At 53.6% G+C, this 15,794-nt stretch carries 26 protein-coding genes; 8 read left to right on the plus strand and 18 right to left on the minus strand.

Annotated features, from left to right (window positions below; genetic code table 11):
• Window positions 1–22 precede the first annotated feature (22 nt).
• The 9 genes from I6L36_RS04365 to I6L36_RS04405 all read right to left on the minus strand — a co-directional run bounded on the left by I6L36_RS04365 (window position 23) and on the right by I6L36_RS04405 (window position 3,881).
• A complete protein-coding gene (locus I6L36_RS04365) occupies window positions 23–712 on the minus strand; it encodes a hypothetical protein (protein WP_216987007.1) in 690 nt (229 codons plus the stop codon).
• 39 nt (window positions 713–751) lie between these two features.
• Window positions 752–1,621 (minus strand): terminase, encoded by an 870-nt coding sequence (locus tag I6L36_RS04370; protein WP_216987008.1) that lies wholly within the window; start codon window positions 1,619–1,621, stop codon window positions 752–754.
• Window positions 1,622–1,783, minus strand: a complete 162-nt coding sequence (locus tag I6L36_RS04375; protein WP_223955068.1) for a hypothetical protein — start codon at window positions 1,781–1,783, stop codon at window positions 1,622–1,624.
• Window positions 1,784–1,854: 71 nt separating this feature from the next.
• On the minus strand, window positions 1,855–2,085 hold the full coding sequence (locus tag I6L36_RS04380; RefSeq protein WP_216987009.1) for a hypothetical protein: 231 nt from the start codon (window positions 2,083–2,085) through the stop codon (window positions 1,855–1,857).
• Between the two features lies 1 nt (window position 2,086).
• A complete protein-coding gene (locus I6L36_RS04385) occupies window positions 2,087–2,311 on the minus strand; it encodes a hypothetical protein (RefSeq protein ID WP_042880547.1) in 225 nt (74 codons plus the stop codon).
• Between the two features lie 53 nt (window positions 2,312–2,364).
• Entirely contained in the window at window positions 2,365–2,847 is a 483-nt protein-coding gene (locus I6L36_RS04390; protein WP_042880549.1) for a TIGR02594 family protein, read from the minus strand.
• A complete protein-coding gene (locus tag I6L36_RS04395; RefSeq protein ID WP_045789814.1) occupies window positions 2,847–3,161 on the minus strand; it encodes a phage holin family protein in 315 nt (104 codons plus the stop codon). Before I6L36_RS04395 ends, I6L36_RS04390 begins: the two co-directional genes overlap by 1 nt.
• 133 nt (window positions 3,162–3,294) lie before the next feature.
• Complete coding sequence (locus I6L36_RS04400) at window positions 3,295–3,690, minus strand: hypothetical protein (protein WP_216987010.1); 396 nt, start codon at window positions 3,688–3,690, stop codon at window positions 3,295–3,297.
• Window positions 3,687–3,881, minus strand: a complete 195-nt coding sequence (locus tag I6L36_RS04405) for a DUF3283 family protein (protein WP_113736138.1) — start codon at window positions 3,879–3,881, stop codon at window positions 3,687–3,689. Before I6L36_RS04405 ends, I6L36_RS04400 begins: the two co-directional genes overlap by 4 nt.
• A gap of 123 nt (window positions 3,882–4,004) precedes the next feature.
• Here I6L36_RS04405 and umuD point away from each other — a divergent pair, with 123 nt between their 5' ends.
• Together umuD and umuC are read left to right on the plus strand one after the other, a co-directional pair.
• Window positions 4,005–4,427 carry a translesion error-prone DNA polymerase V autoproteolytic subunit gene (gene umuD, locus I6L36_RS04410; RefSeq protein WP_042880557.1) on the plus strand — a complete coding sequence of 141 codons (423 nt, stop codon included), beginning with the start codon at window positions 4,005–4,007 and terminating at the stop codon, window positions 4,425–4,427.
• Window positions 4,424–5,704: a translesion error-prone DNA polymerase V subunit UmuC gene (gene umuC / locus I6L36_RS04415; protein ID WP_216987011.1), complete on the plus strand. Its 1,281-nt coding sequence runs from the start codon at window positions 4,424–4,426 to the stop codon at window positions 5,702–5,704. The genes umuD and umuC overlap by 4 nt, the downstream gene beginning before the upstream one ends.
• Here the strand turns inward: umuC and I6L36_RS04420 are convergent.
• A complete protein-coding gene (locus I6L36_RS04420) occupies window positions 5,676–6,020 on the minus strand; it encodes a hypothetical protein (RefSeq protein ID WP_216987012.1) in 345 nt (114 codons plus the stop codon). The genes umuC and I6L36_RS04420 overlap by 29 nt on opposite strands.
• Window positions 6,021–6,499: 479 nt before the next feature.
• Between I6L36_RS04420 and I6L36_RS04425 the strand changes: the two genes are divergently transcribed.
• Complete coding sequence (locus tag I6L36_RS04425) at window positions 6,500–6,715, plus strand: hypothetical protein (protein ID WP_216987013.1); 216 nt, start codon at window positions 6,500–6,502, stop codon at window positions 6,713–6,715.
• A gap of 274 nt (window positions 6,716–6,989) precedes the next feature.
• Here I6L36_RS04425 and I6L36_RS04430 read toward each other — a convergent pair whose 3' ends face one another.
• The 5 genes from I6L36_RS04430 to I6L36_RS04450 are packed head-to-tail and all read right to left on the minus strand — an operon-like array spanning window position 6,990 to window position 9,148.
• Window positions 6,990–7,691, minus strand: coding sequence for a TIGR02642 family protein (locus I6L36_RS04430; RefSeq protein ID WP_216987014.1), 702 nt, complete (start codon window positions 7,689–7,691; stop codon window positions 6,990–6,992).
• Window positions 7,688–8,110, minus strand: a complete 423-nt coding sequence (locus I6L36_RS04435; protein ID WP_216987015.1) for a hypothetical protein — start codon at window positions 8,108–8,110, stop codon at window positions 7,688–7,690. Before I6L36_RS04435 ends, I6L36_RS04430 begins: the two co-directional genes overlap by 4 nt.
• The gene (locus I6L36_RS04440; protein WP_216987016.1) at window positions 8,107–8,424 is read right to left on the minus strand and encodes a Ref family recombination enhancement nuclease; all 318 of its coding nucleotides are present in this window, start codon (window positions 8,422–8,424) and stop codon (window positions 8,107–8,109) included. Before I6L36_RS04440 ends, I6L36_RS04435 begins: the two co-directional genes overlap by 4 nt.
• Window positions 8,421–8,858 (minus strand): recombination protein NinB, encoded by a 438-nt coding sequence (locus I6L36_RS04445; protein ID WP_216987017.1) that lies wholly within the window; start codon window positions 8,856–8,858, stop codon window positions 8,421–8,423. The genes I6L36_RS04440 and I6L36_RS04445 overlap by 4 nt, the downstream gene beginning before the upstream one ends.
• The gene (locus I6L36_RS04450; RefSeq protein ID WP_216987018.1) at window positions 8,855–9,148 is read right to left on the minus strand and encodes a hypothetical protein; all 294 of its coding nucleotides are present in this window, start codon (window positions 9,146–9,148) and stop codon (window positions 8,855–8,857) included. The genes I6L36_RS04445 and I6L36_RS04450 overlap by 4 nt, the downstream gene beginning before the upstream one ends.
• A 165-nt stretch (window positions 9,149–9,313) precedes the next feature.
• On the opposite strand from I6L36_RS04450, the gene I6L36_RS04455 reads away from it, so the two are divergent.
• From I6L36_RS04455 to I6L36_RS04475, 5 genes are all read left to right on the plus strand, one after another.
• Window positions 9,314–9,934, plus strand: coding sequence for a hypothetical protein (locus I6L36_RS04455; RefSeq protein WP_216987019.1), 621 nt, complete (start codon window positions 9,314–9,316; stop codon window positions 9,932–9,934).
• Window positions 9,935–10,052: 118 nt separating this feature from the next.
• Window positions 10,053–11,000: an HNH endonuclease gene (locus I6L36_RS04460; RefSeq protein WP_216987020.1), complete on the plus strand. Its 948-nt coding sequence runs from the start codon at window positions 10,053–10,055 to the stop codon at window positions 10,998–11,000.
• Between the two features lie 298 nt (window positions 11,001–11,298).
• Window positions 11,299–12,036, plus strand: coding sequence for an endonuclease NucS domain-containing protein (locus I6L36_RS04465; RefSeq protein WP_216987021.1), 738 nt, complete (start codon window positions 11,299–11,301; stop codon window positions 12,034–12,036).
• A gap of 344 nt (window positions 12,037–12,380) precedes the next feature.
• Entirely contained in the window at window positions 12,381–12,650 is a 270-nt protein-coding gene (locus tag I6L36_RS04470; RefSeq protein WP_216987022.1) for a hypothetical protein, read from the plus strand.
• Window positions 12,651–12,840: 190 nt separating this feature from the next.
• A complete protein-coding gene (locus tag I6L36_RS04475) occupies window positions 12,841–14,235 on the plus strand; it encodes an adenylate/guanylate cyclase domain-containing protein (protein ID WP_216987023.1) in 1,395 nt (464 codons plus the stop codon).
• Window positions 14,236–14,247: 12 nt separating this feature from the next.
• Here I6L36_RS04475 and I6L36_RS04480 read toward each other — a convergent pair whose 3' ends face one another.
• The 3 genes from I6L36_RS04480 to I6L36_RS21885 all read right to left on the minus strand — a co-directional run bounded on the left by I6L36_RS04480 (window position 14,248) and on the right by I6L36_RS21885 (window position 15,747).
• Complete coding sequence (locus I6L36_RS04480) at window positions 14,248–14,787, minus strand: hypothetical protein (RefSeq protein ID WP_216987024.1); 540 nt, start codon at window positions 14,785–14,787, stop codon at window positions 14,248–14,250.
• 173 nt (window positions 14,788–14,960) lie between these two features.
• Window positions 14,961–15,464 (minus strand): hypothetical protein, encoded by a 504-nt coding sequence (locus I6L36_RS04485; RefSeq protein ID WP_216987025.1) that lies wholly within the window; start codon window positions 15,462–15,464, stop codon window positions 14,961–14,963.
• Window positions 15,442–15,747 (minus strand): hypothetical protein, encoded by a 306-nt coding sequence (locus I6L36_RS21885; RefSeq protein WP_234929236.1) that lies wholly within the window; start codon window positions 15,745–15,747, stop codon window positions 15,442–15,444. The genes I6L36_RS04485 and I6L36_RS21885 overlap by 23 nt, the downstream gene beginning before the upstream one ends.
• Window positions 15,748–15,794 lie beyond the last annotated feature (47 nt).

Consider the following 15,794-nt stretch of genomic DNA (forward strand, 5'->3'; position numbering starts at 1 on the left):
GGGTTTATCTTAATATTGGACTCTAAATAATAAACTGGCTTGTTAAATACGATATGGCGCTAATGCAGGCTAACCAAGATGGCAGTTTTGCATGACAAAACTCTGGATACTTATAGGCACACTGTAAATATGATACTGCGTATGAAAAATAAAACTGAAGATGTTCAACAACACCTTTCACCCTCTCCATCTTCCATCCAACAGCCCTATCACTGTCTCTATCTATTAATGTCACACATACGATGATTTTATAAAAAGATGAAACGCAGATGCTTATGGGGTAATTATATGGTTCGTGCTCATCGAACAATTCTTTCCACGCTGTGCGATAGTATCTCACACTCCTGAACTTTCCTCCATAGTCGCCTGGGCCGTGATAGTATGTTGATTCAGCCCCGAGGGCCTTTACTGAAATTCTTCGGCTAATTCTAGTGTTTTCGTAAACCTGCGCTTTGAGCTTTTCATTCTCCTCAAAGGAAAATTGTTGATGCCTCAACCAGAGGTATCCCATAACGGCTAGCGCAGCCCATTCCAACCAGTTAGGGCGACTGAATATCAGCTTCACCCCAAACATCACAATTTCTGTAGCATTAGCGTTCGGATCTGCCTTGCTAAGAGACCCGCCTGCAATTACAAAAATAAGTATTCCAGTCGCCACAACCATTAGTCGTTTTCGGTACAGCTCTTCCATTTCCGCGTTAGAAGCCACCATCACACTCCAATTATACCGGTTGCTATATTTTGTATGCTATCACGACATCAATCCACCAGTCCCCATCCCCTGCAGCTCGGTGACCATCTCGCTGACCGGGGTGGACTCGCTGCCGCCATCCTTCTCGAGCCGATCGGCTTCGGCGGTCAGCTTGCGCGCAGCAGCCCGGATCCGGCGAGTGTCCTCCTCAATCTTCGGCACGCTCACCTCGTCGATGCGAAGGGCGCTCAGGGTCCGCTCGATGGACTCAATCCGCTGGATGTTGCGGTCGAGGGCCTGCTCGGCCTTCAGGATCTTGTCGTAGAGCGCAATCCGGTCGGTCATCTCGCTGGCGTTGACCAAATCCTGCTGCAACCCCTTGAGCAGCTTGGTGACGGAAATGACGCGAGCCCGGGTGAAGTCCAGCTCGTCGCGCAGTTGCAGCTCGCGAGCCTGGTCGAACAGCTCCTCGGCATCGAGGAACTTGGCATAGCCGCCATGGGTCAGTGCCGGGCGGTCGCCGGGCTTCCACTTCGTGACCGGGTTGGGGTTGCCAGGGTTGCCCTCGGTGAAGCGGCCGCTGCTGTCCCGGCCGTTTGTTTTCGGGTTCTGGGCTGAGTCTGCCGGAGTGCGAGTGGATGCGGAGGACTTCTCCCCTCTTCGCTCTCCCCCTTTGGCCTTTGCCTCATTCCCTTTGGTTTGCGCACTTTGCGCAGATTGCGCAGTTTTGCGCACTTCGGAATGCGCAGATTGCGCAGCTACGCGAGATTTATCAGGTTGCGCAGGGGATTGCCCCCGAGATTTCAAATAGCGACGCGCCGAGTTGTAGTTCAGGCCGCGGCTGTCGCACCAGTCTTTCACACTGATGCCTGTCGCTTCATGCTCCTGCAGGAACTCTGCATTGAGCTGTGCCCAGTCGGTCTTTGCCATTTAGAGGGATAGCTCGCCTTCGACGATGGCATCACCAGGTACAGGCTCATGGGTAGCCGGTACTACGACGGAGACGCCAGTATTCAGGGTGACCAGGGCCTGACTCCCGTCATACTCCCTCACCTGAGTAACAACCCCGGTCACGGTAATGCCATTAACCACCGCATCGCTCCAGTGCATCGAGATAGTCCAGTAGGTCGGCTGTGGATTCCCCAGAAAGACAAACCCCGCCATTAGCGGCGGGGTTCCATGTCAGCCTGGGTGTGGGTGGCGGGCAGTTCGCTGTTTGGCTTGGAGCTGTCTGACAACTGGCCAGAAGCAGCACCGAAACGCTCAGCAAAACGCCCCTGTGGGTCCGCATGATTCTTGTCATAGCTTTCCTGCACCTCCCTTGCCCTCTCCTGCTTAAGCCAACGGCCCAGAAGGGCCGTTAGAATGTCGAGCAGTTGGAGCAAGCTGTTCATGTTATTGCTTCCTGGCTTTCTCAGCCGGCAGGTTCATAGCCAGCTTGTCCAGCACCTTGGTCAGGCCAACCAAGAAGGCCTGCACCTTCCCGATCACCTCATCGTCCCGGGTGGACGGGGTGACGGCCGCGATCTTAGCCAGCCCCTGCACCACCATGGACGCGCCGCCCACTACAGCCATCAGGATGACAATCCAGTTGATGACCACCTCAACGATGTGTTCCATCGCACTCTCCTCTGCTGTTACCGGTTACCCGGCGATATTGGCAAGGCTTGCGCCTATGCCTCGGACTTCGAGAACTCTGCCGCAGCCATCACAGGCAATTCCCCTACAGGCTTCGGCTCACCGGCGGGCCAGCGGTATGCGGTTACCCGGGAGCGAGGGAACGCCTTCACGTTCACCGCGTCAGCTTGGTTGCCGCCCAATACCAGCAGATTACCTGCCTTGTCCTGCCCCACTACGAACCCAACGTGTCCGCCACCATCCCTGGAGAACACCACTACGCAGCCTGCCACCGGCTTTTCCAGCTTCTCCCCCCAGGAGGCATAGGAACGCGCACCCTCGAACCGGGTGGACTGAATACCGACCCGCTCTAGGCACGCTCCAACAAAGGCGGCACACCACGGGGTTTCATCATCACGGATGCCACCCCGCTTGATGGCCTTCCACATCGCCACGATCTCGGGGTTGTGTTGGGGCCCCTTAATCTCCGTCAACCCGATATGCCTACGGGCTTCATCTACCCAGCGCATTTTCACCATCACTCCCTCCCTCCCATCCAGCCGGTTGCCCGGCGTTCGTACAGCTCCAGTGCTTTCGACCCCATCAAGCCAGCCAGGCCAGCCATGAAGCCGCACAACGGGAGCGGGGCTGCGATGTACCAGCTCAGCAGCATGGTCAACATCCCGGCGAACCCTGACACCACCACCTGCAGCAGCGCCTCGGCCCATCGGAACTGCCTTCCCTCGCGTTTCACCGTCTGTATGTAGGTCACAAGCCCTCCCCATACGCTCAGCCCGCCGAATGCCAGATAGGCGAGCACGCTGTAGTTCTGTGGATCCTTGTCAGGCGTCATCGCCCCTCCAGAAACGACAAAGCCCGCACGAGGCGGGCCAGAAATGAAAAAGGCCAGGGTCACGGGGACTCTGGCCATCTTTGAGCAATACTAACGCTGGGGCGGCGGGGATTCAACCAGTCAGAGATCACGCTTAGGGTATAGGGACAATCTTGAAGGGTTCTGGATTCATATCTGTTGTGAGGCCAAGTATCTTTAGCAACTGCCAATCACACTCAACAGCATTAAGCTCATCACCATTCAGGCCAGATGGGTATCGAAGCATTCTACAAATTCCCTCGTCACAAAAAATATCATCCACCTTCACAACCATCATCTGTGTAACACCGATGCCCTCGCCGATCCAGCCAAGCACCCCGACATTGAATAGATGCTGATAGTCGTGACCTTCTAAGTGTGCTGTTGCTCCACCCCATTGAACGCTGGCCCTGGACTTTTCGAAGCTCGAAGGGTAACCAGCAAGCACTAGCTCCAAGAAAAACTCTTGAGCCGGTGAGACCTGAAAATGTTGAAGGAGGTGACTATTCACCTAACTCTCCGGTACCGCTCTACCTGCTGCAGGAAGTAGGCCTGCATCTCCCCCTTGTAGTTCCCGGCCTCGCTCTCGGCTGGGATCTTGATCTCGGGGTTCCTTTCCTTCCACACCGCATAGGCAGCGGCCTTCTCTACCTCGACCTTCTCCTGCTCTTCTTTCGGCAGGGAGCACAGATTGAATGACATTGGCGACTCCACGCATAGGGCACCTGCCGATATTACCTGAATCCGGAGTCAATCGCTCCACAGTGATCTTCACCACGGGTATCGCTATACTGTATTTATATACAGCATTGAGAGCCAAAAACCATGTTTGCAGTTCCCGACCTCGACGCCCCGGCGTTGGAAATCCCGTTGTTCCTCTCTCCTGCCGCCTGTGGCTTCCCGTCGCCCGCCCAGGACTATGTGGAACAGACCATCGACCTGAACCAGCTATGCATAGCGCACCCGGCCGCGACTTATTACGTTCGGGCAGCCGGGGACAGCATGGTAGAGCACGGGATCCACGATGGTGACATGCTGGTCGTAGACCGCAGCAGCAAGCCAGTGCATGGCAGTGTGGTTGTTGCGGCCGTAGATGGCGAGTTCACTGTGAAGCAACTCCAGCTCAGCCCCTCAGTCTGCCTCCTACCAGGGAACCCTGCCTATCGTCCCATCCACTTCAGTGACGGGCAGCACTTGGAGATCTTCGGTGTGGTTACCTTCGTCATCCACAAGATGCCCGCGCCATGAACAAGAGCAGCGCCGTGGCTCTGGTCGATGTGAACAACTTCTACGCCTCCTGCGAGCGGCTGTTCCGGCCTGATTTGAAGGGGCGGCCCATCGTCGTGCTCTCCAACAACGACGGCTGCGTGGTGGCCCGTTCGGCGGAGGCCAAGGCGCTCGGCATCAAGATGGGGGTGCCCTACTTCCAGATCCGCCAGTTCTTCGAGGCCATGGGCGGGGTCTGGTTTTCCAGCAACTACGCGCTCTACGGTGACATGAGCCAGCGGGTGATGAGTATTCTGGAGGGGATGGCCCCGGCTGTGGAGGTCTACAGCATCGACGAGGCTTTCATCGAACTGAGCGAGTCCTGGGCGGGCGACCTGGTGGCCTATGGCCGCCAGATTCGCGAACGGGTGCAGCAGTGGACCGGGCTGGTCGTTGGGGTCGGCATCGGCCCCACCAAGACGCTCGCGAAATTAGCGAACTACGCAGCCAAGAAGTGGCCGGCCACCGGGGGCGTGGTGGATCTGCGGGATGAAGCGCGGCGCGCCCGGCTGATGGCGATCACCCCGGTGGAAGAGATATGGGGCATTGGTCGGCGGCTCACCGCCAAGCTGGAGGCCCAGGACATCAAGACCGTGGCCGACCTGGTTGCCGCTGACCCGAAGAGCCTCCGCCGCCGGTATGGCGTAGTCGTAGAGCGCACTGTGCAGGAGTTGCGGGGGATCCCCTGCGCCGAGCTGGAACAGGAGGCGCAGGCCAAGCAGCAGATCATCTGCAGCCGGAGCTTCGGCGAGCGCATCACCCAGATCGGCCCCATGCACCAGGCGCTGGCCGGCTACATGGAGCGGGCCGCCGAGAAGCTCAGGGGGGAAGGGATGTGCTGCCGTCATGTCACCCTGTTCATTCGCACAAGTCCGTTCAGCGACCGAGAGCCCTACTACGGCAACCAGGTGAGCACCAAGCTGGCGATGCCCACCCATGACACCCGGGCGCTGCTGGCCCTGATCCCGGAGCTGCTCCCCCGCATCTGGCGCGACGAGCAGCGATACCAGAAAGGGGGCGTCATGCTGGCCGACTTCACTCCCGCCAACATGCAGCAGGGCGACCTGTTCGCAGCGGAGCAGCAATCGCCCCGCAGCGAGGCACTGATGCAGGTCATCGACAAGATCAACCAGGGGCGGTTGGGAAAGGTCTACTTCGCGGCCCGGGGCCGGGATACAAGGGAGTGGATGATGAAGCGGGAGCAGCTCAGCCCCCGCTACACCACCTGCATCAGCGAGCTCCCCGAGGTGAAGGCATAGCCTTGGAAAGGCGGGCCAGCTTTGAGTGCAGGACATTGAGCTTGAAAGATTGTGAACCTTGAGGCGGTTCGGGGTGGATGGCCAGGACCTTGATAAACACTCGCTTTGAGCTTCTCTTGCCCACCTCACGCTTGCAGCTTCTCGACTCCGCCAGCGTCTCCACATAGCGGAGTGACCGGAGATAAATGACCGACTCGCGGGCCACCTCAACAGGGATGCCCAACCGTTCGGCCACCTCGTAAAAGTCAAAGAAATCGCCGTGGAGCAGCCCCCAACCGGCGATCTGAAGAGCGAAAGGTTTCAGCTTGCTTTCCATGCCTCCTCCTTGGTGAAAAGCGGATGTCAAGGCATCGAAATTAGCCAAAACCCCGAGATGCCACTCGACTCACAAATTGCATGTTAGCAGAATATGGACTCACTTTGCCCTACAACCCTTGCTGCGTAAGGGGTTCAGGGGTTATTTGCTACGAAAAACACAACCTTTTCGCAAGCAAAAAAAGATATTTAAATTTTTCATGCTAGATCATAAAACTTGCATCTATCGGAGCGGACGAATGAAAACCCACTCGCTGTGAGCACCCACTAACTACAGCCCCAATACCCACAATTTATCCACAGCTAATGCGTTACCCACAGATTGCAATGCCGTGCCGACCTCACTATCTTGTAGTTCGAAGTTAAAACAACACTATATCTTGAAATTCAAGAGCCTGATGTTGTCCATCCAGCACCAGAAAGGAGACATGCAAATGCAGCTAAACAAGAAGTTTTATCCACCGCCTAGGGAGAACCGACATGGCGAAATCAAGACGCTCGAAAGGGCGACGAAGTACGGCTGCGGCCGAAAATGCGAAGACCCCACAGTTACAAGCTGCAGGGCCTTCTGAAGATAGAGTGGGAATGTTACAAGCATTTTCCTCTATCGGTAGAGCGCTTCCGGAAATCATCAAGGTTTTGAGTGCAATCAAAATCCTGATAGAAGTTCTCAAATCACTTAACATACCAGTGTAAACACCAAGGGCCTTCGGGCCCTTTTTTCACGAAAGAACTCGCGAAAATCTCAACCAAAAGTTGACCGTTTTGGTTGCTCAATAATGATCAATTCACTAGCGAAAATCAACCGCGGTTGATGTTTAAATCGTACCTGAAAACGATGCAGTTTGAGCTGCCAACATCAGCGCTCACTTTACGCATCGATTTTTGTGTCTATTTTTCAACGGCTTTCGAACGCCACGTTCGTCGGTTCCAACGTGATTGTTTCCACGTAACTGCGATAAAAATCTTCTCATGCAGCCCGCATTTCCCTCACCTGCCGGTCCATGACCTTGGCTAGATCTGACGCCTGGTGGATCACTTCATCAACAGCAAGATCTACACGCTGGCGCATCTCCTGCCCGAACCGGCGCGACACCATACTCATGTCCGTTATGATGCCCCCGGAGCCATGGCACTTCGGGCAATCGTCCCCCTTGCGGGGGCGGACCCCGGTTCCCTTGCAATAAGGACAACGACCAGACCGCAGCATCTCGACGACACAGTGGTCGCGGGCCAACTGCAGGATCTCGTTCCGCTCGGCCAGAAGGCGCTGGTACTCGTGGCCATTGCCACCGCGGTGAGCTCGCTTGGCCTTCTCCATCACCACGGCGGCCCGGCGGCGCTCCTTGTCATAGTGCGGGTGAGACAGCACCAAGTGTTCCAGCTGCTCAGGCAGGGGGCGGCGCAGCAGGATAGCCATGGCCATACCACCGGCCTCTTCGCTGCCCAGCGTGGCGCTGAAGTGCGTCAGCAGCGACGCAAGGGCTTGTTCATCCCCCAGGTGGTCGGCCATGAGGAACTGGAGCCCTTGCGGGTTGCTCTTTGCGGCAACCTGCAGGGCGCCGATAAACTCGTCCCGGCCCAGAGCATTGAACTGCCTGCCGGCGGCGGGCTCATGGAGCGCCCCCTTCGGCGAGAATAGGCGCAGAGCCATTTCGATAGAGTTGGTCATGGTTTGGTCCTCTGGCCTGGGTCCTGATTGAAAGCGGCGAGCAGCCAGGCACGCAACTGGCCGGATTTGATGTGTTCCGGGGTAACTTCCAGCACGGTCCACCCGAGCAAGGTGGCCTCGTTCATCTTGGCCCGGTCCTCTACGAACCCCCTCCCCCGGGTGTGCCGGCCACCGGAGTGGATCCCGCCGTGGACCTCAAGGGCGATCATGCGAGTGGGCCAGGCGTAGTCGAAGCGCCATTTGCGCTTGGGGTGAAACAACAGCTCGGTGGCGGGGTCAGGAAGGCCGACCAGCTGGGCCAGCACCTTGTCGTGCAGGGAAATGACCTGCTGCGCCTTGCGCACCTGGTTGGCTGCGCTCCTGACCTTCGGGCTGCTACCCAGCAACCGGGTCGCATCGAGGGCGGTAAGGTGGATCATGCCGCCCTCCCGATGGTGTTCTTGCGCAGTTCGGTGACTTCTCTGGCCACCTGCTCCAGCAGGGTCTCCTCGCTGCCGTGATCTTGTTGCCAGGAACGCGGGGCAGCGTGGAACCCTGTGGGGTAGCAGGCACGATGATGTCGCGGGCAAAGCGGTAGCACCCGGGTGTGCTCGGCGCGCTGGGCCATGCCAGACCCAGAGCGCACGTGATGGATTTCCGCTGGCGTGGCGCCATACCCGGCATTCCGGCAGGCAATGCAGCCAAGCGAGCTCACATCGTCCAACCACTGCTTATCAGCCTTGGTCTTGTTCATGCAGCCCTCCCGTAGGCGGCCACCCAGTCGAAACCTCGGCGGGATTCATCCCCGAACTTCACGCCCTGCTCAGCACCAAAGGCTTGGGCCAGCTCGATGAGGTCGCGCATCTCGCGCACGGTCATCTTGGAGGTGGACTTGCCCAGCACCACGAAGCCGTCCCCGTTGAGGTTCGGCACCACGTCCTGCTGGTACAGGGCGGCGCTGAGCACATGCTTCCAGTCCTCCTTGGAAAGCTTGCGGCCGTGCCAGACCACCTGCTCGGCGATATCGGTCATGACGGCCCAGAACAGGGCATTCTGGGCCAGGGTTCGGGTCAGCTCCTTGATCTCGATGACCAGCGGCTTGTCCTGGTCAACCGGCAGGCTGGCGACCAGTTGGCTGGCCCGGGAGCGGATGTCGGGGCTTCGCAGGAAATACTTGGGGTAGCTCATGCCGCCACCACCTTGGCTGCAACAGCCTCGGCGGTAGGGAACGGGGTCAGGTTGTAATGCCACACCTGCTTGCCGTCGATGTTCTGGTTGCTGGAGTGCTTCTCCCAGCCGTGGCAGCAGACTTCGCGCAGTCTGGCGCTGATGGCGGCCTGGGTGTCAGCGTGGCCGTAGCGGATCCAGCACTCGCGTTCGATGTCGCGCAGGGTGCGGGCCTTGCCGTCGCTCATGACGGCGATAACGCGCCCCAACTGGGTCGCGATGGATAGATCTCGGGTATGCGGTTTGGTCATGGTCTGGGTCCTTTGGTTACTCAAAGCCGGGTGGTCTAGGTCCGGCATTGGCAATGGTACCCACTGTTGAGAATTTCTGTCACGCACAACAAAACCATTCAGAACAATCTGAGTCCCTTGTATGATTTACTTCCTCTGATCACCTTATCGACTAAGAGATTGTTCATGTTCGAGTTAATAGAGAAAGCAATGGCTCATTTGCAGTCAGGCAATTATGCAATCCTGATCGCAGTCATCATCGCAAGCCTGATATATAAATCGTTCCCTTTACTCGATGCTTATCATGCACACAGGAAGCGTCGAGTAACCGACCTGGAAAACACGATTAAGAGTGATAACATCAGCTCATCTTTCAAGAAGAACCTTAAAGAAGAGATTGAGAGTGAACATTTTAAGATTGTATATGGCGTCAGGGCCAAGAAATCCCTGATAGACCAGGTATTCATGCTGCACAATAAACTAGGAGGGGAAAGGACACTTCATCAGTTTGCCAACGCTCTGAAACTCTACCCAAAGGTAATCCGGGGCAGTGATGGGAAGTACAAACTTGATGTTGGATTCCTAGATCATTTCTTTGGGTTCTACCATCTCTTTTTTGGTTTTCTTTTTTTGATACTAGGGCTGATTGCATTATATTTTCAAATCGATCACGGGTTGTTTGCTCTGAATGGACGGCCACTAATTCTAATAAACATCATGATTATTGGAGGCATATATATGCTCTATATGGGCACTCCAGTATTATCCTTGAGAGCCATAAACCGGGCGCTTAAAAACAGGGCTTGATGTTGGCCTGCTGCTGTCCTCAATACCAATCAACGATGGGCGGCCCCCTCTACATATGGAACCAATCGAGTTACCATTGGGCCCTCTATCCGTGGTCAGCAGTCTCGAGGGGATTACAGTGGCATTCTGGTGGGTAAACCATAAGCAAACGTACAGTGCAGAGGTCGGGGGCGGCTACATCTGGTCTCCCAAGACGAACCGCAACGGTTCGAAGAACCAGACCTATATCAACCTCACGCTGACCCAGCCGGGGGACGTTGTTATCTCCTACGCCGGCGGGCTTATCAAGGCCATTGGCCTGGTAGCAGCCCCTTGCAGTGAGAAGTCTAAGCCCTCTGAGTTCGGCAGCGCCGGTGATTCCTGGTCAGATACTGGCTGGGAGGTTCGCATCGACTGGGAGCTGCTGGAGAAGCCAATCCGTCCGAAGGACCACCTGGAGTTGATTGTTCCCATCCTCCCCTCGAAAAACTCCCCTTTGCGGGCAAACGGGGATGGAAACCAGAGCTGCTACCTCGCCCGCATCAGCAATGAGCTGGGCAACCTGCTGCTCTCACTGGCCAACCGCGTGAACCCCGACTTTGTCGATGGCATCGAGCAGCATCAGGCCGAACTGGAAGGTGATGCCATCGAGGCAGCCATCAAGGCCTCAACCCTGGAAGTCACAGAAAAGCTGCAGCTGACCAAAGCCCGTATCGGCCAGGGCGACTTCCGCAAAAAACTGGAAATTATTGAGCCTGTTTGCCGGGTCACCGGCGTCACCACCAAAGCCCTGCTTATTGCCAGCCACATCAAGCCCTGGTCTAAGTGCGACAACAACGCCGAACGCCTGGATGGGAACAACGGCCTGCTGCTCTCCCCTCACATCGACAAGCTATTCGACCGGGGTTGGATTACCTTCACTGACGCCGGCGACCTGCTGTGTGCCGAGCTCAGCATCGAGCAGGCGCTGCAGCAGTGGGGCGTTGAGCTGCCCCTGAACGTCCGCCCGTTCAACTCTAAGCAAGCTGCATACCTCGCCTATCACCGTGACGAGATTTTCAGGGCTGAGCCGGCTCTCTCTGCTTAGAGCTCCCCGCCCAGGAGCAGGGCTTCATCCCTGCTCCACTAACGTCCTCAGCAGCCCTCCCCTGTGAATCTGTGATCCCCTTTCAAATCCCCCTTCTTTTCACTCAACAACTGGCATCGTTTGAGATACGATTTCCGCACGGTACCCAAGCTCCATGCAAGACCTACCTATGACAAGGAACTGTCATCTGATCACAGGTAAAAATCAGCATCTAGGGGCTGAAACCTAAGGGCGGTAGCTACTCCGATCTACTTATCTTCTCTAAGCCCCTCCCCTCGATAGAAGTGGAAAATCCTAAATGGCGACATTGAACGAAAAGCCAGTACGTTTATTGATGCACGATATGATCGTTTCCATGGGCCTGCAACCCGGAGTCCCTTTCCTCCGAGAGCAAGCAATCCAATGGTTCAAAGAACACTATCCGAACGTAAAGCAAGGCACCGTTGCAGCCCATCTAATCAGGCAATCTATAAACGTCCCTACTCGTTTGCAGTACAGCCCGAGAACTGACGGTACAGACGATCTATTCTTCAAAATCGACACCTCGAATTATCGCCTGTACGAACCTGGCAGAGACCCAACGCCTATAACCCTTCTCACCCCGGTTGTCGATGAATCCCCCGTGGACACACCGCTCGAGGGCTCCAGCGAGTTTGCCTACGAACATGACCTGAGGGACTACTTAGCCAAGAATCTGCACATCATTGAACCCTCACTAAAACTCTATATGGACGAAGGGATCACCGGCCTAGAGTTCCCTGTGGGCGGCCGCTTCATCGACTTGCTGGCTGTGGATGGTTCAGGCAACTATGTCGTGATAGAACTCAAGGTATCGAAGGGTTATGACCGTGTAGTCGGTCAGCTGCTGCGTTATGTCAGCTGGATCAAGAAGAACCATGCCGAACCGGGACAGACAGTGCGTGGGATAATCATTGCCAAGCAGATCAGTGAAGACCTCAAGCTTGCCTGTTCAGAGGTCCCCTCTGTATCACTCTATGAGTACGCGTTGTCAGTTGCCGTTACGAAGGTATCGTAATCGTTCCAAGAGTTTCAGGGCAGCCCCCTCGTGCGAGCTTTACGCTTCATACCCTGAGTGGGTACTTGTCTCCCACTCACTCTACCCCTGCAGCCCACACAAAATCTGTGATCCCCTCTCAAATCCCCCTTCTTTTCACTCAACAACCAGCACCGTTTGAGATACGATTTCCGCACGGTACCCAAGCTCCATGCAAGGCCTACCCATGACAAGGAACTGTCATCAGATCACAGGTCAAAGAAAGCAATCTGGGGGCTGTAACTTAGGGGCGGTAGCTATTAATTACAGCCCCCTATATCAACACGGTACGCGCCTTGTATATTCCACAATCTAAGGAGAAGAAAATGGCTACAGCCCGTGATGTTGCAGAGTGGATGTTCTCACATTTTCAATCAAGCCATTATCTCTATCAAGAAACGATAGTTTACAAAATAAAATCTCAATTTGGCGACGAATTCGTTTATAAAAATAAAAATGGGAACCTAGGTATCAATCCGGACGTTCTCAAGGAATTTAGAAAACTAACTGACGGTATAGCCGTTTGGGAGCGAGGCTCAAAAGCTTGGAGAAAGCTACGTAATAATGAGCAAGTTAAGGGCAGACAGGTTGACTGATTAATCAATGGAATTTTAGCATGTATTATATACCTGTGGGAATGAAATCCCCTTTCACTTTATGGTCAGCGCCTCATCTCCTTTCAAGTTAATCATAATTATTTATACACAGAAGTATATAAAGCAAAACCCAACCAAATGAGCCATTATTAAATTTTTCTTTTAAAAAAAATATAGGGTCACATTAGGCATGCTGAATTTTGAAAAACACTTAGATGATATTTTTGAATCTGTTAAAAGCAATAAGACATATAAAAGCAACTCAATGGAATCCATAGGTAATGAAAATATATTACCTGAAGCTCTTCAAAAGAGAGCTGGCACTGAGATGCTTCAAGAAGATGAACACCTTAATCTACCTGTTGGCCCGCAAGAGGAATATGCCTTACAAAGAGAACTTCGACCTTTCTTTAACAAGAGAGGAATAAATAGCAGCAAAATTGGAGTTCCATCAAAAATTATTGGCCTTGACTATAACAACGGAGAATCCTTAAATAATCATTATGCATGTACATTTTTTTTCGACATAAAGGGTTCTACAAGATTATCCCTTCTCTACCCTCTGGAAGAGGTTTTTTATTATAAAAACACAATAATTCAGATGTGTATTGAAGTCATACGCTCGCTAGATGGTCACGTCCACCGAATAATGGGGGATGCCGTAATGGCCTTTTTTGTGGGCAGCAGTGGAGGTGATAAAGAGAATGCGGTGGCTGATGCCATAAACTGCGCAGCAGTTCTAAAGTGCATGATGGATGATAGCATCGTACCGTGGTTAGAAAAAAAAGGATATAAACCACAAGATATTGGCTTCAGAATTGGCTGCGACTTTGGCGATAATGAGCAAATAATATGGGGGGGATTTGGTTATTTTGGCGTGGGTGAAATATCAGCCGCAGGCCTTCAAGTTGATATGGCTTCCAAGCTACAAAACCAAGCTGACATTAATGAGGTAATGCTTGGCCAGACTCTTCTTGACTTCATTAATTGGCCGGATTTTTATTCAAAATACAAAACAGAAACTATTAATGGAATAGAAAGGGATCTAGATTTTTTAACTCCAAACCTCGAAGATAGACTTGGAAAACCTATTGATTACAGAATGAGACAACTTAATCTTAACAAATATATAGAAATCATATCGTTCCCGACAAGTTACCGTTCAGGGAAATCGAGAGGAATTATTGCGCACAACCACATTCAATTCAAATGTGAATATAAGGAAGAGGGCGAATGGCTCCCGCTGTATTCTGCATGTGAATTCTTAGAAAAAGGTATCGATTTAATTTTTAGTGTATGTGTAGCCAAAAACTCAGGATTGAATTTTCCATTAACCGCAGAGTTTTACAAAACTAATCACGGTAATGACACCCCTTTGAATGAGAGGGGGATAAGACAATACAAGGGCAAAAGAGTTATATCTCAATCAAGAAATCCTATGACTGGAGTAGTTTCCAGGGAGGAAATTAATGTATCGATTGAGGAAGCAACTTCATTCCGAGGATTGCATACCATGGAATGCCGAATAAGTGATGCTAGGGGAAACCCTGTTTTTAGGGATATAATTGGAGTATTAATAAAGTAGAATTTACGGGCATCAAATGATGCCCGCCTTCAAGAAAGAAAATAAAGCTATTACTAAGATCGTCAACGCTATAGCGAAGGATAGCCAATTTAGACTTGATCTAAATGATGCCATTTTATCCAAACAGATTCGGCTACAAATCCAGTAGTTTTCTGCAACATCACGAATCAAATCCCGAGTGGGTAAGTCGTATGAGCACCCATCCAACTTACTCAATAGGTCACTTTGTGACTTGTTCTGAGTACACATTGTGGCAAATGACACATATGAATTTTCTATTCCTGGCGTAACATTAGGCTTAAACACTTTCATGATTAAATAGAACCACACAACCCACGGAATTATCGAAACCCCAATAATGCTGACAATCACGGGCTTTAAAAGTATTGTATCAGGCATTGAAAACAACTTATCAAACAAAGAGGCATAAATAGCAAGAAAAGCTATTCCACCCGCAAGAGTGAAAGATGCCTTCTGATCAGCAGACGCAATATAACCATCGGTCCGTCTTAAGGCCTCAAGAAAAAAACCATGTAGCATTTCATCTTTCATCTTTTCCTAACCCCTCCTGCGCAAATACTTTAGGGAAAGTGCGAACAAGTATCCCACGAACAAAAAATGAAAATTTTAGTCATTTAATATCAATGGGTTACCAGTAAATGCTCTCGTGCCATATGACTTATTCGCACCTTCCTTAGATTAACAAAATATTAGAGAACATCATGTCACAAATCTAATTTTTGTGCTCCACTATCTGTCACATTTATCCCTTGTCGGGCCTTCTCGGCCAGAACCCGCTGCAACTCAGCGTCTATCTCCTCTGCCGAAGCGCATCGATCCCTCTGAAACACCCGCACCTCAGCTTCCATCTCGCAAGCCCTCATCGACACCTGGCGGCCAACTGGCGCGGCTCGGGGGACGGGATTATTCCGTAGGATGGCGGCCCTCACCTCTGCCGGCCGCGGCGCGAACTGCCGATCGGCATCCTCTCCAAGCTGCAGCACCGCCTCGCGAATCTGCTGCGCATTGAAGCCCCTGAGCATGCTCCCCCAGGCCAGCGCCACGCCGCGGGCATTGCTGTCCAGCTGGTTAGCACTGCCTGGCCAGAGCCCGGCCATCAGCGGTAGCAGCTCCTCGGCCAGGAACACCGACATCCGGGCGCTGACCTGCAGCGCGTCCCCTGGTGTGCTCAGAGCCGTCGCCTCGTCAGAGCGGAGTACTGTCGTCATAGACCCCCCTCCCCGACTCCCTGAGTGCCTTAGCGGCTTGCTGGGCCGCCTGTAGGTTTTCCAGTGGCTTGCGCTGCGCAGTGGTCCGGAACGAGCTGGCAGCCCGACGTATCCAGTTACGCCAGGTCTTCTCCCAGTCCAGCTTGACGGCCTTGGCGCCGGGCAGCGCCTGCCAATAATCCGCGAACGTGGCCGCCTCCAGCAGGATCCGCTCCCTGGGGAGGCCTGTCTCCTGGATAGCCCACCTCCCCCACTCGCCAGGGAGCACCCAGTCATTCGGCAAGCGGGTACCTCGTCGTGGCGACCCACTGTCTGGGCGTTTGTCCCCTT

Origin of the sequence: Aeromonas sp. FDAARGOS 1406, assembly GCF_019048565.1 — a bacterium.
GTDB classification, from domain to species: Bacteria; Pseudomonadota; Gammaproteobacteria; order Enterobacterales; family Aeromonadaceae; genus Aeromonas; species Aeromonas caviae.

Excerpts from the sequence above, each read along its gene's own strand:
- I6L36_RS04485 (WP_216987025.1), bottom strand. The coding sequence starts at position 15,464 with ATGACGACAGTACTCCGCTCTGACGAGGCGACGGCTCTGAGCACACCA.
- I6L36_RS04450 (WP_216987018.1), bottom strand. The coding sequence starts at position 9,148 with ATGACCAAACCGCATACCCGAGATCTATCCATCGCGACCCAGTTGGGG.
- I6L36_RS04370 (WP_216987008.1), bottom strand. The coding sequence starts at position 1,621 with ATGGCAAAGACCGACTGGGCACAGCTCAATGCAGAGTTCCTGCAGGAG.
- I6L36_RS04455 (WP_216987019.1), top strand. The coding sequence starts at position 9,314 with ATGTTCGAGTTAATAGAGAAAGCAATGGCTCATTTGCAGTCAGGCAAT.
- I6L36_RS04365 (WP_216987007.1), bottom strand. The coding sequence starts at position 712 with ATGGTGGCTTCTAACGCGGAAATGGAAGAGCTGTACCGAAAACGACTA.
- I6L36_RS04465 (WP_216987021.1), top strand. The coding sequence starts at position 11,299 with ATGGCGACATTGAACGAAAAGCCAGTACGTTTATTGATGCACGATATG.
- I6L36_RS04405 (WP_113736138.1), bottom strand. The coding sequence starts at position 3,881 with ATGTCATTCAATCTGTGCTCCCTGCCGAAAGAAGAGCAGGAGAAGGTC.
- I6L36_RS04440 (WP_216987016.1), bottom strand. The coding sequence starts at position 8,424 with ATGAACAAGACCAAGGCTGATAAGCAGTGGTTGGACGATGTGAGCTCG.
- I6L36_RS04395 (WP_045789814.1), bottom strand. The coding sequence starts at position 3,161 with ATGACGCCTGACAAGGATCCACAGAACTACAGCGTGCTCGCCTATCTG.
- I6L36_RS04480 (WP_216987024.1), bottom strand. The coding sequence starts at position 14,787 with ATGAAAGATGAAATGCTACATGGTTTTTTTCTTGAGGCCTTAAGACGG.
- umuD (WP_042880557.1), top strand. The coding sequence starts at position 4,005 with ATGTTTGCAGTTCCCGACCTCGACGCCCCGGCGTTGGAAATCCCGTTG.
- I6L36_RS04425 (WP_216987013.1), top strand. The coding sequence starts at position 6,500 with ATGGCGAAATCAAGACGCTCGAAAGGGCGACGAAGTACGGCTGCGGCC.
- I6L36_RS04420 (WP_216987012.1), bottom strand. The coding sequence starts at position 6,020 with ATGGAAAGCAAGCTGAAACCTTTCGCTCTTCAGATCGCCGGTTGGGGG.
- I6L36_RS04470 (WP_216987022.1), top strand. The coding sequence starts at position 12,381 with ATGGCTACAGCCCGTGATGTTGCAGAGTGGATGTTCTCACATTTTCAA.
- I6L36_RS04430 (WP_216987014.1), bottom strand. The coding sequence starts at position 7,691 with ATGACCAACTCTATCGAAATGGCTCTGCGCCTATTCTCGCCGAAGGGG.
- I6L36_RS04435 (WP_216987015.1), bottom strand. The coding sequence starts at position 8,110 with ATGATCCACCTTACCGCCCTCGATGCGACCCGGTTGCTGGGTAGCAGC.
- umuC (WP_216987011.1), top strand. The coding sequence starts at position 4,424 with ATGAACAAGAGCAGCGCCGTGGCTCTGGTCGATGTGAACAACTTCTAC.
- I6L36_RS04390 (WP_042880549.1), bottom strand. The coding sequence starts at position 2,847 with ATGGTGAAAATGCGCTGGGTAGATGAAGCCCGTAGGCATATCGGGTTG.
- I6L36_RS04385 (WP_042880547.1), bottom strand. The coding sequence starts at position 2,311 with ATGGAACACATCGTTGAGGTGGTCATCAACTGGATTGTCATCCTGATG.
- I6L36_RS04380 (WP_216987009.1), bottom strand. The coding sequence starts at position 2,085 with ATGAACAGCTTGCTCCAACTGCTCGACATTCTAACGGCCCTTCTGGGC.
- I6L36_RS04475 (WP_216987023.1), top strand. The coding sequence starts at position 12,841 with ATGCTGAATTTTGAAAAACACTTAGATGATATTTTTGAATCTGTTAAA.
- I6L36_RS04445 (WP_216987017.1), bottom strand. The coding sequence starts at position 8,858 with ATGAGCTACCCCAAGTATTTCCTGCGAAGCCCCGACATCCGCTCCCGG.